The organism is Streptomyces sp. NPDC053426 (genome assembly GCF_055585405.1).
This window is the reverse complement of sequence record NZ_JBVJKE010000001.1, coordinates 272381-290162: the sequence shown is the minus strand read 5'-3', so window position 1 is coordinate 290162 and position 17782 is coordinate 272381. Positions and strand designations below refer to the sequence as shown.

General features: G+C 74.0%; 2 protein-coding genes. Both read left to right on the top strand.

Going from position 1 to position 17782, the window contains the following annotated elements; translation table 11 throughout:
• The first annotated feature begins 19 nt into the window (after positions 1-19).
• Positions 20-3193 (top strand): amino acid adenylation domain-containing protein, encoded by a 3174-nt coding sequence (locus ACZ62B_RS01095; protein WP_469689076.1) that lies wholly within the window; start codon positions 20-22, stop codon positions 3191-3193.
• A gap of 9 nt (positions 3194-3202) precedes the next feature.
• Positions 3203-17770 (top strand): amino acid adenylation domain-containing protein, encoded by a 14568-nt coding sequence (locus ACZ62B_RS01090; protein ID WP_469689075.1) that lies wholly within the window; start codon positions 3203-3205, stop codon positions 17768-17770.
• The last annotated feature ends 12 nt before the right edge of the window (positions 17771-17782 follow it).

Genomic DNA, 17782 nt, shown 5'->3' with positions numbered 1-17782 from the left:
CCACCGAAGGTGAGATGAGATGACCCGCACGACGACTCCGCTTCCCGTATCAGGGGCTCAGGCCGGCATGTGGTTCGCCCAGCGGCTGGACCGGGCGAACCCGATCTTCTCCGGCTGCCAGTACCTCGACATCACCGGTCCGGTCGACCCGGACCTGCTGCGGGCGGCCGTGGCGCGGGCGGTCGAGGAGAGCGAGGCCGTCCACGTCGGCTTCGTGGAGACGGCGGACGGCCCGATGCAGGTCCCGGCGGAGCGCGAGTGGTCGATGCCTCTGGTGGATGTCAGTGGCGAGACCGATCCGCAGGCCGCGGCCGAGGCCGTGATGCGGGAGGAGATGGCCCGGCCCGTCGACCTGGAGAAGGACCCCCTCTACTCCTGCCTCCTGTTCCGCGCCGCGGACGACCGCTGGTTCTGGTTCAACCGCGCCCACCACATCGTCTGCGACGGCTACTCCTCCTCGCTGGTCGCCGGCCGGGTCGCGGACATCTACAACGCCATGGAAGCCGGGGAGCCGGTCCAGGACACCGCCCTCGGCCCGGCCGCGAGCCTGCTGGACGCGGACGCCGAATACCGCGCCTCGGACCGGTTCGCGGCCGACCGCGCCTTCTGGACGGAGCGGATGGCCGGAGCCGGCGAGGTGCAGGGACTCGCGGACACCACGGCGTTGCCCGCGCACACCTTCCTGCGCGTGACCGCGGAGATCGGTGCCGAGGTCCTGGACGGGCTGCAGAAGCTGACGCGCGGCGTGCGCACCACCCACTCGGTGGCGATCTGCGCGGCGATGGCGGTGTACCTGGGCCGGATGCGCGGGACCCGGGAGGTCGTCATCGGCCTGCCGGTCGCCGCCCGTTTCGGGGCCGTCCAGAAGCGCACGGTCGGCATGGCGGCGAACGTGGTGCCGCTGCGGCTGGACATCGACCCGGACCTGGGCGTGGGTGCCTTCCTGCGACGCACCGCCGACGAGATCAAACAGGCGCTGGCCCACCAGCGCTACCGCTTCGAGGACCTGCGGCGCGACCTGAAGCTGACCGGCGGACAGCGGCTGTACGGGCCTTCGGTCGACGTCCTGCGCTTCCAGGACGACCTGATGTTCGGGCAGGCCCGCTCGAGCGTCAACATCCTGTCGAACGGTCCCGTCGAGGACTTCAACCTCGCGGTCTACAGCGGTGCCAGCGTCCCGGGGCTGCGCGTGTGCCTCGACGCGAACCCGCGGCTGTACGACACGCCGGTGCTCGAAGCCCACCGCGACCGCCTGGCGGTGCTGCTGACGGAACTCTCGAAGGCCGACCCCGACACACCGGTCGGCGCACTGGACTTCCTGCTGCCGGACGAGCGTACGAACCTGCTCGGCGGCTGGTACGGACCCGAGCGGGCGGTCCCGGACGCCGACATCTCGGAACTCGTCGAGGCACGGGCCGACCGCGCTCCCCGGGCCGTCGCGGTGCTCCACGACGGCGAGTCGGTCAGCTACGCCGACCTCGACGCCCGCGCGAACCGGCTGGCCCGCAGGCTCGTCGAGGCGGGGGCGGGCCCCGAGCGGTTCGTGGCCCTGGCCCTGCCGCGCAACCCCGACATGCTCGTCACCCTGCTCGCCGTCCTCAAGAGCGGCGCGGCGTACGTACCGCTGGACGTGACCTATCCGGCCGAGCGGATCGCGTACATGCTCGAACTGTCGGACCCCGTGCTGACCATCGCCACCCGGGACACCGAGTCCGTGCTGGGGGCGGCGCCGAAGACCACCCGGCTGCTCCTGGACGATCCCGAGGTGGCGCGGGACCTCGCGGCCCGTCCCGCCGGACGCCTCACCGACGCCGACCGGACCACGCCCCTGCGTCCGGACAACCCGGCCTACGCCATCTTCACCTCGGGCTCCACCGGACGCCCCAAGGGCGTCGTCGTCTCGCGGCGCAGCATGGTGAACTTCATCGGCTGGGCCGTCGAGGCCCTCGGCGCCGACACCCTGGCACACACGCTTGCGGCGACCTCGCTCAGCTTCGACCCGTCGACGCTGGAGATCTTCGCGCCGCTGCTGGCCGGCGGCTGCGTCGAACTGCTGTCGGGACCGCTGGCCCTCGGCGGGCGGGAGCTGTCCGGCGGATACGCCGGCTCGGTGCCGTCCGTGATGTCGACCCTGCTGAGCGGGCCCGGTGTCGGCCTCGACGCCAGAACGATCGGCTTCACGGGCGAGGCGCTGACCGAGTCCCTGGCAGCCCGGGTCCGGCAGGCCGTGCCGGGCTGCCGGATCGCGAACCTCTACGGCCCGACCGAGGTCACCGTCTACGCGACCGCGTGGTTCTCCGACGGCGAGGAGACGGGCGCGCCGCCGGTCGGCAGGACCCTGCCGAACACCAGGGTCCACCTTCTCGACGACCGGCTGCGGCCGGTGCCGGTCGGCGCGGTCGGCGAGATCTATGTCGAGGGCGTCGGTCTGGCCCGCGGCTACCTGGGACGCCCGGACCTGACCGCCGACCGCTTCGTCGCCAGCCCCTTCGGCGGCCCCGGCGCCAGGATGTACCGCACCGGCGACCTGGGCCGGTGGACCCGCGACGGTGTGGTGGAACACCTCGGGCGGGCCGACGACCAGGTCAAGGTCAGAGGTCTGAGAGTGGAGCCCGGCGAGGTGCAGACCGTGCTCGGCCGGCTGCCCGGCGTCCGCCACGCGGTCGTCCTGGCCCGCGGCGAATCCGCCGACGTCAAGCAGCTGGTCGCCTACGTGGTCCCCGACGAGGGGGCCGCCCCGCAGTGGCCCGAACTCGCGGCCCGCCTCGGCGCCGAGCTCCCGCCCTACATGGTCCCCTCGGCGGGCGTCGTCCTCGACCGGCTGCCGCTCAACCCCAACGGCAAGCTCGACCGCCGCGCCCTGCCGGACCCCGGTACCGCCCCCGAGGCGGCCGGCCGCGGCCCGCGGACCGAGGCCGAGGCGGCCTTCTGCGCCATCGCCGCCGACCTGCTGGGCCTGCCGGAGGTCGGCATCGACGACGACTTCTTCGCCCTCGGCGCCAACTCGCTGACCGCGGTCAAGCTGATCAGCCGCGTGCGTTCCGCGCTCGGCATCGACCTCGACCTGCGCGCGCTGTTCGACGCCCAGACGGTCGCACGGCTGTTTGACGAGCACGTCGCCGCCGCGCTCGAGGCGGCCGCCGCCGAACCGCCCCGCCCCGCCCTGGTGCCCCGCGCCCGACGAGTCTCCTAGGAGCACAGCATGATCCCGCTCTCGTTCGCGCAGCGCCGGCTGTGGTTCCTGGAACAGATGGGAGAGGGCGGCGTCGCCTACCACCTCCCGCTCCAGGTGCGGCTGAGCGGTGAGCTGGACCGTGCCGCGCTGCGGGCGGCCCTGACCGACCTGGTCGAGCGGCACGAGGCGCTGCGCACGGTCTTCCACGACCACGACGGCGAGCCGGAGCAGGTGATCCTGGAACCGGCGCGGGACGTCGGGCTGCCGGTCGTGCCGGCCGGCGCCGGGGAACTGGAACGGCTCCTCGACGAGGCCGCGGCGCAGCCGTTCGACCTCGCGCGGGAGATCCCCCTGCGGGCCACCCTGTTCGAACTCGGCCCCACCGAGCACGTGCTGCTGCTGGTCGTCCATCACATCGCGGGCGACGGCTGGTCGATGGCCCCCCTGGCCCGCGACGTCGCCACCGCCTACACCGCCCGCAGGAACGGATCGGCGCCCGACTGGGAGCCGCTGCCGGTGCAGTACGCCGACTACGCGCTCTGGCAACGGGACCTCCTCAGCGACGAGGACGTCCCGTCGAGCCGCCTGTCCCGGCAGCTCACCCACTGGCGGACCGCGCTGGCCGGCCTGCCGGACCAACTGGCGCTGCCGTTCGACCGTCCGCGCGGTACCCGGTCGGCGCGCGAGGGCGGCTTCGTGCCGTTCGACGTCGACGCGGACACCCACCGCGGTCTCGCCGCGCTGGCCCGCGAGCGCGGAGCCAGCATGTTCATGGTGCTCCACGCGGGCCTCAGCGCTCTGCTGACCCGGCTCGGCGCCGGAGACGACATCCCGATCGGCGTCCCGGTCGCCGGACGCACCGAGGAAGCGCTGGAAGACCTGGTCGGGTTCTTCGTGAACACCCTGGTGGTGCGCGCCGACACCTCCGGCGACCCGGCCTTCGCCGACCTCGTCGGCCGGGTCCGCCGGTTCGCCCTGGGTGCCCTGAGCCACCAGGACGTGCCGTTCGAGCGGCTGGTGGAGGCGATCAACCCGCGGCGTTCGACGTCCCGTCACCCGCTGTTCCAGGTGCTGCTGGCCGTGCAGAACAACACGGCGGTGACGCCGGAGCTGCCGGGCCTGGCGGTCACGGCCGAGCAGCGGCAGCTCCCGGTGGCACGCTTCGACCTGGCGGTGCACGTCCACGAGCGGTTCACCGACGCGGGCGAGCCCGCCGGACTGCGCTGCCGTCTGGACTTCCGGTCGGACCTGTTCGACCGTGCCACGGCCGAGGCGATCGCGACCCGGTTCACCCGGCTGCTCACCACGTTCGCGCTCCGTCCGGACCTGGCCCTCTCCAGGGCCGAGCTGACCGACGCCGCCGAACGCGACCTGGTGCTGCGCCAGTGGAACGGCGCCCCGCGCGACGTCCCCTTCGAAGGCGTCGTCGACCGCTTCCGCGCCCAGGCGGCGGCCACCCCCGACGCCGCGGCGGTGGTCTGCGGCCCCGAAACGCTGACATACGCCCGACTGGACGCCCGGACCGACCGGCTCGCCGCGATCCTGGCGGAGCGGGGTGCCGGACCGGAGCGGTTCGTGGCGGTGATGCTGCCCAGGACGGCCGATCTGGTCGCGGCACCGCTGGCAGCCCTGAAGTCCGGCGCGGCCTATGTCCCGGTCGACGCCGACTACCCCACCGAGCGCATCGCCTACCTGCTCGACGACTCCCGCCCGGCCGTCGTGGTCACCGTGGCCTCCCTCGCCGGCCGGCTGCCTCGGTCCTGCCCGCCGGTGCTGCTGCTCGACGACCCCGGGACCGCCCGCCGGCTCGCCGCCGACGAGCCGACGCCACCGCCCGCGTCGCCGCGACCGCAGCAGCTGGCCTACGTCATCTACACCTCGGGATCGACCGGACGCCCCAAGGGCGTCGGCATCCCGCACGCGGCGCTGGCCGCCTACGCCTCCTGGGCCGGCGCGGCCTACCCGGCCGCGGGCAGACCCAGCGCGACCGGCAGCACCCTGCTGCACGCGTCGATCTCCTTCGACGCCACCGTCACATCGATCTACCCGCCGCTGGTGAGCGGCGGCAGCGTCCGCGTCGGGGTGCTCGACCTCGCCGGGACACGGGACCAGGAGGTCCCCTCCCCACCGGGCTTCCTGAAGGCCACCCCCAGCCATCTGCCGATCCTCGACGAACTCCCGGCAGGCTTCTCGCCCTCGGACACCCTCATGCTCGGCGGCGAGGCGCTGTACGGCGAGGCCGTCACCGCGTGGCGCTCGGCCCACCCCGAGGTGGAGCTGATCAACGCCTACGGTCCCACCGAGGCCACGGTCAACTGTGCGGAACACCGGATCCCCGCGGGCACCGAGCTCCCCGGCGGCCCCGTCCCGATCGGCCGGCCGTACTGGAACACCGGCATCTACGTCCTCGACGAATGGCTGCGCCCGGCACCCGTCGGCGTCCCCGGCGAGATGTACGTGTCGGGCCCCCTCCTCGCCCGCGGCTACCTGGGACGCGCCGGGCTGACCTCGGAACGCTTCGTCGCCAACCCGTTCGGCCCGCCCGGAGAGCGGATGTACCGGACGGGAGACGTGGCGTACTGGCGGCCGGACGGGCAGCTCCAGTACGTCGGACGCGTCGACGCCCAGGTGAAGCTGCGCGGGTTCCGGATCGAACTCGGCGAGATCCAGGCGGTCCTGGCCGAACAGCCCGAGGTGCTGGCCGCCGTCGCGGTGCTGCGTGACGACCTGCCGGGCGGACCCGGCATCGTCGGGTACGTCGTGCCCGCGGCCGGCGCGGCACCCGACCTCGCCGGCATCCGGCGCGGGGCGGCCGAGGTGCTGCCCGAATACATGGTCCCCACGGCCGTGGTGAGCCTGGACGCGATCCCGCTGACCTTCAGCGGAAAGCTGGACCGCGCGGCACTGCCGGCACCGGACCTCGCCGGCGGGCGCACCGGACGCGACCCCCGCACGCCGCAGGAGGAGATCCTGTGCGCGATCTTCGCGGAGCTGCTCGGCCTCGAACGGGTCGGCGCCGACGACGACTTCTTCCGCCTCGGCGGGCACTCCCTGCTGGCCACCCGCCTGGTCGGCCGGGTCCGCGTGGCCTTCGGCGCCGAGCTGCCGATCCGTGCCGTCTTCGAGACGGCCACGCCCGAGGGACTGGCCGCGCGGCTGGCCGGCGCCGGCCGCGCACGCACGGCCCTGCGCCGCGCCCAGGACCGTCCCGCGGCCGTACCGCTGTCCTACGCACAGCGGCGCATGTGGTTCCTGCAGAAGATGGACCCCGGCTCCTCCGCCTACAACGTCTCCCGGGTGATCCGGGTCCGCGGCGACCTCGACCGTGACGCGCTGACCGTTGCGGTCCACGACCTCGTGTCGCGCCACGAGTCGCTGCGCACTCTGTTCGTCGAGGCCGACGGGATCCCGGCGCAGCGGATCGTCGAAGCGGAGGACGCCCGGCCGCTGGTCGAGTTCCTCCCCCTCGGCGAGGAGGCGTCGCGCACCGCTCCGGCCGAGATCGCCGGACGCGGCTTCGACCTGGCCGCCGACCTGCCGATCCGGGTCCACGTCTTCGAAGTCGCCCCGGCCGAGCACCTGCTGCTGCTGGTCATGCACCACATCGCGGGCGACGGCTGGTCGATGCTCCCCCTGTCACGTGACCTCGCGACGGCGTACGCGGCGCGCGTCGACGGACGGGCGCCCGACTGGCGTCCGCTGCCCGTGCAGTACAGCGACTACACGCTGTGGCAGCGGGACCTGCTCGGGACGGAGGACGACCCCGACAGCCCCATAGCCCGGCAGACCGGGTTCTGGAAGCAGGCACTGGCCGGTGTGCCGCTGGACCTGGACCTGCCGGCCGACCGCACCCGGCCGGCCGTGCTGGGCTCCACCGCCGGCACGGTCGAGGTACGGGTCCCGGCTCAGCTGCACGGGCGCCTGCTCCACCTCGCCAGGGAACACGGGGTCAGCCTGTTCATGGTCCTCCAGGCCGCCGTCGCCTCCCTGATCACCCGGCTGGGCGGCGGCTGCGACATCCCGCTGGGCACACCGATCGCCGGGCGCACCGACGCCGCTCTGGACGACCTCATCGGCTTCTTCGTCAACACCCTCGTGCTGCGGACGGACACCTCCGGCGACCCGACCGTCGCCGAGCTGCTGGCCCGCGTCCGGGAGACGGACCTGGCCGCCTACGCGAACCAGGACGTGCCGTTCGAGCGGCTGGTGGAGGTGCTCAACCCGGTACGCTCGCTGGCCCGCCACCCGCTCTTCCAGGTCTTCCTGGCCCTGCAGAACAACGCGGCGGCCACGCTCGACTTCCCCGGCCTGGACGCCACGGTCGAGCCGGACGCCACGGTGTCCGCCAAGTTCGACCTCGCGTTCAACCTGCGCGAGCGGTTCGGCGAGGACGGCCGGCCGCTGGGCATCGGGGGAGCGGTCGAGTTCGCCGCCGACCTGTTCGAGACCGGGACCGTCGCGGAGATCGCGGACCGGCTCGTGGCCGTGCTGGAAGCGTTCGCCGCCGACCCGCAGGCCAGGATCGGCGCCCTCGACGTCCTGTCGGACTCCGAACGCGAGTGGCTGGCCGCCCGCGGCGCCTTCCCCGCTCCGCCGCGGCGCACCGTACTGGACCTCATCCGCGACCAGGTGCGGTCCCGGCCGCGGGCCGTCGCCGTCAAGGCGGGGCCACGCGCCCTGACGTACCAGGAGCTCGACGCGCGGTCCGACGCGGTCGCGGAGCGTCTCGCCGCCGCCGGGGCGGGGCCCGAGACCCCGGTCGGGGTGTTCCTGGAACGCTCGCCGGAACTCGTCGTCGCCGTCCTCGGCGTGCTCAAGGCGGGATGCGTCCACGTCCCGCTGCACGAGGCCTATCCGGCGGAGAGGCTCCGGTGGATCCTGGACGACGCGGGCGTCGGCCTGGTGCTGGCCGACGGCACCGGCGACGTCCACGACGTGGCCGGGGACCGGCAGGTCCTGCTCGTCACGCCGTCGGACCCGCCGGCCGGTCCGGCGGCCGCCCCGCCGCCCGGCGTCACGGACCCCGGGCAGCTGGCCTACGTGATGTACACCTCGGGATCGACGGGCACGCCGAAGGGCGTCGCGATCCCGCACTCCGGGCTGCTCGCCCTCGTCGAGGACCCCGGCTGGCACAGCGGCCGGCACGAGCGGGTGCTGATGCACGCCCCCTACGCGTTCGACATCTCCGACTACGAACTGTGGGTCCCGCTCACCCAGGGCGGCTGCGTGGTCCTCGCACCCGGCGGCAGGCTCGGCGTCGACGATCTGGCGCGGCTGATCGAAGCCGAGCGGATCACCTCCGTCCACTTCACCGCCGGCCTGTTCCGGGTGGTCGCCGAGGAGGCGCCGGAATGCCTGGCCGGGGTGTCCGAGGTCCTGGCCGGCGGCGACGTGGTCCCGCCGTCCGCAGTCGAGAACCTGCTGCGCGCCTGCCCCGGCGTGGTCTTCCGGCAGCTCTACGGACCGACCGAGACCACCCTGTGCGCCGCGCAGTTCGAGGTCGGCGCGCCGTACACCGCCGGCAGCCGGCTGCCCCTCGGCCACGCACTCGCGGGTGCCCGGATCCATGTGCTCGACGAGCGGCTGCGCCCGGTCCCGCCGGGAGTGGTCGGCGAGATCTACATCGAGGGCGCGGGCCTGGCGCGAGGCTACCTGTCCCGCCCCGACCTGACCGCGGAGCGGTTCGTCGCCTCGCCGTACGGCCCCGCCGGCACCCGGATGTACCGCACCGGCGACCTCGGCCGCTGGAACCGCGCGCGGCAGCTGGAGTTCGCCGGCCGCGCCGACGACCAGGTCAAGGTGCGCGGCTTCCGGGTCGAACCGGGCGAGGTGGCCGCCGAACTGAGCCGTCACCCGGCGGTCGCCCAGGTCGAGGTGCTGGCCCGCGAGGACCACACCGGGCAGACCCGGCTCGTCGGATACGTGGTGCCGGACTGGGCCGGGCAGGAGGACCGGCTCGAGGAGGGCAAGCGCGCGCAGGTCGCCGAGTGGCAGCAGATCTACGACACGATGTACGGCGCCGCGCCGCAGGCCGCGTTCGGCAAGGACTTCTCCGGGTGGAACAGCAGCTACGACGGCGAGCCGATCCCCCTGGAGCAGATGACGGAGTGGCAGGCCGCCACGGTCGGGCGCATCAGGTCCCTGACGCCCCGGCGGGTGCTGGAGATCGGCGTCGGCGGCGGTCTGATCCTGTCGCAGCTCGCCGCCGGCTGCGAGGCGTACTGGGGCACCGACTTCTCCGCCGAGGCGATCGGGACGCTGCGCCGTGAGGTCGCGGCCCGGCCGGAGCTGGCGGACGTGGTACGGCTGCGGCAGCAGGGCGCCGACGACATGTCCGGCCTGCCCACGGGGTTCTTCGACACGGTGATCGTCAACTCCGTCGTCCAGTACTTCCCGAACGCCGAGTACCTGGAATCGGTCCTGCGCCAGGTGGTGGAACTGCTCGTTCCCGGCGGTGCGGTCTTCCTCGGCGACATCCGCCACCTGGGACTGCTGAGGCCGTTCCACACCGCCGTGGAGGCCGCGGGCGCGACGGCCGGCGACGCCGCGGCACTGCGGCGCGCCGTCGACCGCCGGGTGGTACGCGAGAAGGAACTCCTGGTCACTCCCGAGTACTTCCACACCCTCGGCGACGTCTTCCCGGACGTCGGCTGCGTGGACGTCCGCGCCAAGCGCGCGGAGTTCCACAACGAGCTGAGCCGGTACCGCTACGACGTCGTGCTGCACAAGAGGACCGTCACGCCGGTCGACGCCCGCCTGGTGCCGTGGACCGAGGCGGGCGGTCTCGAAGGGATCGCCGCTCTGCTGGAGCGCGAACGGCCCGCCGCGCTGCGCCTGGTCGGGGTGCCGAACCGCAGGGTCGCCCACGAGGCCGCCGCCGCGCACGTGCTGTTCGCCGGCGACAGCCTCGACGATGTCCGCGCGGCGCTCGCGCGGCCGACGGGCGTCGACCCCGCCGACGTCGAGAGGTTCGCCGCCGGACACGGCTTCCGTACGGTCACCACCTGGTCCGCGACGGACGCCGACCACGGCGCGCTCGACCATCTCCTGCTGGACACCGAGACGTTCCCCGATGACATGCCGGTCCCGACCCGGCCGCCCCAGGCCCCTCCGAGGCCCCGGACCGGCCCGCTGATCAACAGCCCGGTGACGTTCCGCGAGTCCGGCGGACTCGGCCTGCTGCTCCGCGGCCACCTCTCCGGGCGGCTCCCCGACTACATGGTGCCGTCCATGTTCGTGGTCCTGGACGCCCTCCCGGTCACCGCGAACGGCAAGCTCGACCGGGCCGCGCTGCCCACGCCCGACTTCGCCGGCGAGGCCTCGGGCCGGGCTCCGGGCGACGCGTACGAGGAACAGCTGTGCACGCTGTTCGGGCAGGTCCTCGGACTGCCGCGGGTCGGTGCCGACGACGACTTCTTCGCCCTCGGCGGCCACTCGCTGCTCGCCATCCGCCTGGTCAACTCCGTCCGTTCGGTCTTCGGCGCCGAACTCTCGGTACGGGCCGTCTTCGAGACGCCCCGCGTCAGTGACCTGGCCCGCGTGATCGCGTCCGCGGAGCGGGCCGGCAGGCCGCGGCTGACGGCGGCCGAGCGCCCCGCGGTCGTCCCGCTGTCCCCGGCCCAGCGCCGCCTGTGGTTCCTGCACCGCCTCGAAGGACCGACCGGCGTCTACAACATCCCGATGGCGCTGCGCCTGACCGGATCGCTGGACCGGCCCGGTCTCGAGGCCGCGCTCCGGGACGTCGTCGCACGGCACGAGAGCCTGCGCACCGTCTTCCACGACAGCGACGGAGAACCGTGCCAGGTCGTCCTCGACGACGCGGCCGTCGAACTGCCGCCGACGCGGGCCGCCGGAGCGGATCTCGCCCGGGTGCTCGCCGAGGCCGCCGCCGAGGGCTTCGACCTCGCACACCAGGTGCCGATCCGGGCCACCCTGTTCAAGACCGGTGCGGACGAGCACGTACTGCTCGTCGTGGTGCACCACATCGCGGCGGACGGCTGGTCGATGGCTCCGCTGGCCCGCGACCTGGTCACCGCGTACACCGCACGGCTTGCCGGACGCGCCCCGGACTTCCCCCCGCTGCCGGTGCAGTACGCCGACTACACCCTCTGGCAGCGGTCGCTGCTGGGTGCCGACGACGACCCGGCCGGCGAGCTCGCCCGTCAGACCGCCTACTGGGCCGAGACGCTGGCCGGGCTGCCCGCCGAGCTGGCGCTTCCGGCGGACCGCCCCCGGTCGGCGGCCGCCGACCACGCCGGCGCGGTGACCACGTTCACCGTCCCCCGGGAACTGCACGCCGGACTCAGGGAACTCGCCGGCCGCCACAACGTCAGCCTCTACATGGTGGTCCAGGCCGCACTGGCCGCGGTGCTGACCCGGCTCGGCGCCGGGACCGACATCCCCCTCGGCGGCCCGATCGCCGGGCGCGGCGACGCGGCCCTGAACGACCTGGTCGGCTTCTTCGTCAACACCCTGGTCCACCGCGTCGACACCGGCGGGGACCCGGCCTTCGCCGACCTCCTGGAGCGGGTCTCCCGCAACAGCCTGGCCGCCTACGCGAACCAGGACGTGCCGTTCGAGCGGCTCGTGGAGGTGTTGAACCCGCCGCGGTCGATGGGGCGCCACCCGCTGTTCCAGGTGATGCTCACCATGCAGAACAACGTCGAGCCGGACCTCGCGCTGCCCGGCCTGGTCGCCGAGGCCCTCGATGTCCGCCCGGACCGGGCCAAGTTCGACCTCGACATCGAACTGCGCGAACGGCTGACGCCGGACAGGGCGCCCGACGGGATGCAGGGCAGGGTGGTGTTCCGCACCCATCTGTTCGACCCGGAGAGCGTCGAGCGCCTGACCGGCCGGCTGGTGCGTTTCCTGGCGGCCGTGGCACGGGACCAGCAGGTCCGCATCGGGGCCGTCGACATCCTGGAACCGGGGGAGCGGGAGAGGCTCCTGCACCACGGGAACGCCCTGCCGGCACCGCCGGCCGGCTCCGCCACCCCTCCCGGCGGGGACCCGGTCGCCCTGTTCGAGGCCCGCGTCGCCGAGCGGCCCGAGGCCGTGGCGGTGGTGTGCCGGGGAGTCGAGTGGAGTTACGCCCGGCTGGACGCCGAGGCGAACCGGCTGGCACGCAGGCTCGTGCGCCTCGGCGCGGGACCGGAGCGGTTCGTGGCGGTCGCCGTGCCGCGCTCCGCGGAGACGATCGCCGTGCTGCTCGCGGTGCTGAAGACCGGAGCGGCCTACCTGCCCGTCGACCCGGGCTACCCGGCGGCGCGCAACGCGTATGTGCTCGCGGACGTGTCACCGGTCCTGCTCGTGACGACGTCCGACGCCGCCGCACTCCTGCCGGAGGCCCACGGCGTGACCAGGCTCGTACTGGACGACCCCGGGGAACGCGCCACGGTCGACGCCCTCTCCCCGGACCACCTCGGCGACGCCGGGCAGCACCCGGACCGAGCCGCCTACGTCATCCACACCTCGGGCTCCACGGGCCGGCCCAAGGGCGTCGTGGTCTCCCGACGCAGCATGGCCGCCCTGGTCGCCTGGGCGGTGGCCGCCTTCGGGCGCGACGGCCTGGCCCGGGTGCTCGCCGCGACCTCGCTCAGCTTCGACGTCTCGGTCTTCGAGATCTTCGCCCCGCTCGCCGCGGGCGGCAGCATCGAGGTGGCGCGGGACCTGCTGGCGGTCGCGGACCGGCCGTTCACCGGAAGCCTGGCGAGCGGCGTGCCGTCGGTCGTATCGGTGCTGCTGCGGGAGGCCGCGGCGGAACCGGCGCCGGCCACGGACGAGCCGGTGCTGGCGGTGGACCGTATGGTGCTGGCGGGCGAGGCGCTGACCGAGGAGGTCGTGGAGCAGATCCGGCGCTCCGTCCCGGGCTGCGCCGTGGCCAACATCTACGGCCCCACCGAGGCCACGGTCTACTCGACCGCCTGGTACTCGGACGGCGGCGCGGGCCGGCCGCTGATCGGCCGCCCGCTGACACACACCCGGGTGTACGTCCTCGACGACCGTCTGCAGCCGGTGCCGGCCGGGGTCCCCGGAGAGCTCTACATCGCCGGCTCCGGCGTGGCCCGCGGCTACCTCGGCCGGCCCGCGCTGAGCGCCGAGCGCTTCGTCGCCGACCCGTTCGGCGAGCCGGGGACCCGCATGTACCGCACCGCCGATCTGGTGCGGTGGACCACCGACGGGCAGATCGACTACCTGGGGCGCGTGGACGACCAGGTGAAGATCCGCGGGTTCCGCGTCGAACTGGGCGAGGTCGAGACCGCGCTGCGCCGCATGCCGGGCGTGGCCGAGGCGGCCGCCGCGGTGCGTGGCACGGCCGACGGCGACCAGCGGCTGGTCGGTTACGTGGTCCCCGCCCCGGACGCCTCGGCGGACACCGCGCGGCTGCGCCGCGAACTGGCCTCGATGCTGCCCGACCACATGGTGCCGGGCGTGATCGTGACCGTGGGATCGCTGCCGCTGACGTCCAGCGGCAAACTCGACCGCAAGGCGCTGCCCGCACCGGACCCCGGGTCCGGCGAGCGCCCCCGTCGCGAGCCCCGCACCCCGCTGGAGGAGCAACTGTGCGCGGTCTTCGCCGAGCTCGCCGGTGCCGGCGCGGTCGGCGTGGACGAGAGCTTCTTCGACATCGGCGGCCACTCGCTGATGGCGGTGAAGCTCACCAACCGGATCAGGGCCCGGTACGGCGTCGACCTGCCGCTGCGGACCGTCTTCGAAGCACCGACCGTCGAGGAACTGGCCGTCCGCATCGGCGAGTCGGACCACACGAGCGTGCCGCTGGCGCCGATGCCGCGCCCGCGGACCGTCCCGCTGTCGTTCGCCCAGCGCCGCCTGTGGTTCCTGAACCGTCTGGAGGGGCCGTCCGCCACCTACAACGTGCCGGTCGCCGTCCGGCTGTCGGGTGCCCTCGACCGTACGGCGCTCGCGGACGCGGTCCGCGACGTGATCCGGCGGCACGAGAGCCTGCGGACCGTCTTCCCGGAGAGTGAGGGCGAGCCGCGGCAGGTCGTGGCCGAGACCTGGCCGGACCTGGACGTCGTGGACCACGACGGTGCCGACGACGCCACGCTGGAGAGGGAGTTGACCGCCCTCGCCGCCCGCGGCTTCGACCTGGCCCGGGAGATCCCGGTCCGCGTGACCCTGATCGTCCGGGAGCCCGACGAGCACGTGCTGCTGTTCGTGTTCCACCACATCGCGACGGACGGCGGGTCCACCGAGGTGCTGCTGCGCGATCTGTCGACCGCCTACCGCGCCAGGACGAACGGCGGTGAACCCCCGTTCCCGCCGCTGCCGGTGCAGTACGCCGACTTCGCGATCTGGCAGCGCGACCGCCTCGGCACCGAGACCGACGAGAACAGCCCCCTGGCGCGCCAACTGGCGTTCTGGCGCGACGAACTGGCCGGGCTGCCCGCCGAGCTCACGCTCCCGGCGGACCGACCCCGGCCGGCGGTGCCCAGCCACCGGGGCGGCGCGGTCCGCTTCGACGTGGACGCCACGACGCACCGGCGGCTCACGGAGCTGGCGGGCACCCTCGGTGCCAGCACGTTCATGGTGATGAACGCGGCGGTCGCGGCGTTGCTCGTCCGCCTCGGCGCGGGCGCCGACATCCCCGTGGGGACACCGGTCTCCGGGCGGACCGACGAGGCGCTGGACGACCTGGTGGGCTTCTTCGCCGGCACGCTGGTGCTGCGCCTCGACGCGCACGGCGATCCCGGCTTCGGCGAGCTGGTCGAGCGGGCGCGCAAGACCGCGCTGACCGCCTACGCCCACCAGGACGTGCCCTTCGAGATGCTGGTCGAGGCGCTCAACCCCGAGCGGACCCCGGCCCGTCACCCGCTCTTCCAGGTCATGATCGCGCTGCGCAACGGCTCGGCGACGCCCCCCGCACTGGCCGGTATCCGGGCCGAGGCCCACGAGGTCGAGGTGCCCGCCGCCAAGTTCGACCTCGAGTTCGATCTGGTCGAGGAGCGCGACGCCACCGGGGCCCGGGGAATGCGCGGTGTGCTCCGGTACAGCAGCGACCTGTTCGACCGCTCCACGGCCGAGGGCATGGCCGAGCGGTTCGTCGGACTGCTGCGGCACGTCGCCGTCCGGCCCGAGGCCCCGATCAGCTCGGCCGACATCCTGCTGCCGGGCGAGGGCGCGCTGCTGGAGACCCTGCGGTCCGGGACGGCCGGCCCCCGGCCGGCGGTCTTCCCCGACCTGTTCGAGGCACAGGTGCGGCGCACTCCGCACCGCACCGCGCTGGTCTGCGGCGACGACGAGATCAGCTACACCGAGCTGAACCGGCGCGCGAACCGGCTGGCCCGGTACCTCGTCGCGGCCGGCGCCGGACCCGAGGGCCTGGTGGCGCTGCGCCTGCCACGGTCCGTGGAGCAGGTCGTGGCGACGCTGGCGGTGCTGAAGTCCGGTGCCGCCTTCCTCCCGGTCGATCCGGCATACCCCGCCGAGCGCGTCCGGCTCGTGCTCGACGACGCCCGGCCGGGCCTGGTCGTGGACCCGGCCCTGCTCGGTGACCCGGAGACGGCCGCCCGGATCGCCCGGGAGTCCGGCGCCGACCTGGCCCCCGGCGACCGGCTCGCGTCCCTGACGCCCGGTCACCCGGCCTATGTCATCCACACCTCCGGCTCGACGGGCCGCCCCAACGGCGTCGTCGTGACGCACGCGGGGATCGCCGGGCTCGCCGGGAGCCAGATCGCCGGGTTCGCGGTGGACGAACGCAGCAGGGTCCTGCAGTTCGCGTCACCGAGCTTCGACGCCGCCTTCTCCGAACTGTGCATGGCCCTGCTCGCCGGCGCCGCGCTCGTGGTGGCCCCGCAGGAGGAACTGATGCCGGGCGCCCCGCTGACACAACTGCTCGCAGCGCGTTCCGTCAGCCATCTGACCCTGCCCCCGGCCGCCCTGCCGCTGATGTCCGACGACAGCCTGGCGGCCCTGACCACCCTGGCCGTCGCGGGCGACGCGCTTCCCCGCGACGCCGTTCGCCGGCTGGCCGGCCGGGTCCGCCTGCTCAACGCGTACGGACCCACCGAGACCACGGTCTGCGCCACCATGAGCGAGCCGCTGGACCCGGACGGACCTCCCACGATCGGCACGGGCGTCGACGGGGTCGGGCTGCGCGTCCTCGACCCCTCGCTGCGCCCGGTCCCGACCGGTGTTCCGGGAGAGCTGTACGTCAGCGGCCCGGCACTCGCCCGCGGTTACCTGGGCCGGCCGGCCCTGACCGCGTCGCGGTTCGTCGCCGACCCGTACGGCCCGGCGGGGACGCGGATGTACCGCACCGGAGACCTCGTACGCCATGACGGCGACGGCCGGCTGCACTTCCTCGGGCGGTCCGACGACCAGGTCAAGGTGCGGGGGTTCCGGGTCGAGCCCGGCAACGTGGAGGCCGAACTGGCCGCGCTGCCCGGCGTCGCCCAGGCGGCCGCCGTCGTCCGGGACGACCGGCTGCTGGCCTACGTGGTGCCCGGGCCCGGCGCCGTTCCCGACCCGTCGGCGCTGAGGCGGCAGCTCGCCTCGAGGCTGCCGGGCTATCTCGTGCCCACCGCGATCGTCGTCCTGGAGGCCCTTCCGCTGTCCCCGAACGGCAAACTCGACCGCGCGGCCCTGCCGGCGCCCGACCTCGGCACGGCCGGCGGGCGTGAGCCGCGGGACGAGCGGGAGAAGGCGCTGTGCGAGGTGTTCGCCGAGGTGCTGGGGGTGCCGGCGGTCTCGGTCGAGGACGACTTCTTCGAACTCGGCGGCCATTCCCTGCTCGCGGCCAAGCTGATCAGCCGGCTGCGTTCGGTCCTCGGCGTCGAGGTGGGCCTGCGGCAACTGTTCGAGGCGCCCACGCCGGCCCGGCTCGCCGCGACGGCCGACCAGGTGCGCGGTGCCGGGGGAGACTTCGAGGCGGTGCATCCCCTCCGGTCGGGCGGCGGCCTGCCACCGCTGTTCTGCGTGCATCCGGCGGGCGGTCTGGCCTGGTCGTTCTCCGGGCTCACGGCGTACATACCGGCCGACCGTCCGGTCATCGGTCTGCAGTCGCGGGCCGTCGCCGACCCTCCGGCCCACGGTCCGGACAGCATCGGTGAGATGGCGGAGGACCACCTCGCCCGGATGCTGGAGGTGTGCCCCGACGGCCCGTACCACCTCGTCGGCTGGTCGGTCGGGGGCCTGATCGCCCACGAGATCGCCGTGCGGCTGGAGCGCCGGGGCAAGCGGGTCGGCCTGCTCGCCGTCCTGGACGCCTACCCGCTCCACGACGTCGGGGGACTGCCGTCGGGGTCGCCCGGCCAGGCGGTGCGCAGGGAGATGGCGGGCTCCTCGGACGCCGAGTGGTCGGCCGACCTCGCGGAGCGCCTGACACGGGCCTACGAACGCAACACCAGGGCGGCCGCGCACTTCACCCCCGGCGTCTTCCACGGAACGCTGCTGCTCTTCCGTGCCACCCGGAAGCCGGAAGGCCACGGCCTGACGGCGCGGCTGTGGCATCCGCACGTGGTGGGAAGCGTCGAGGAGCACCTCGTCCACTGCGGCCACGAGGACATGACCCGGCCCGAGTCCCTGGCCGCCATCGGTCCCGTCCTGGCCGCCCGCCTAGCCGAACTCGGATGAACATCGACCATA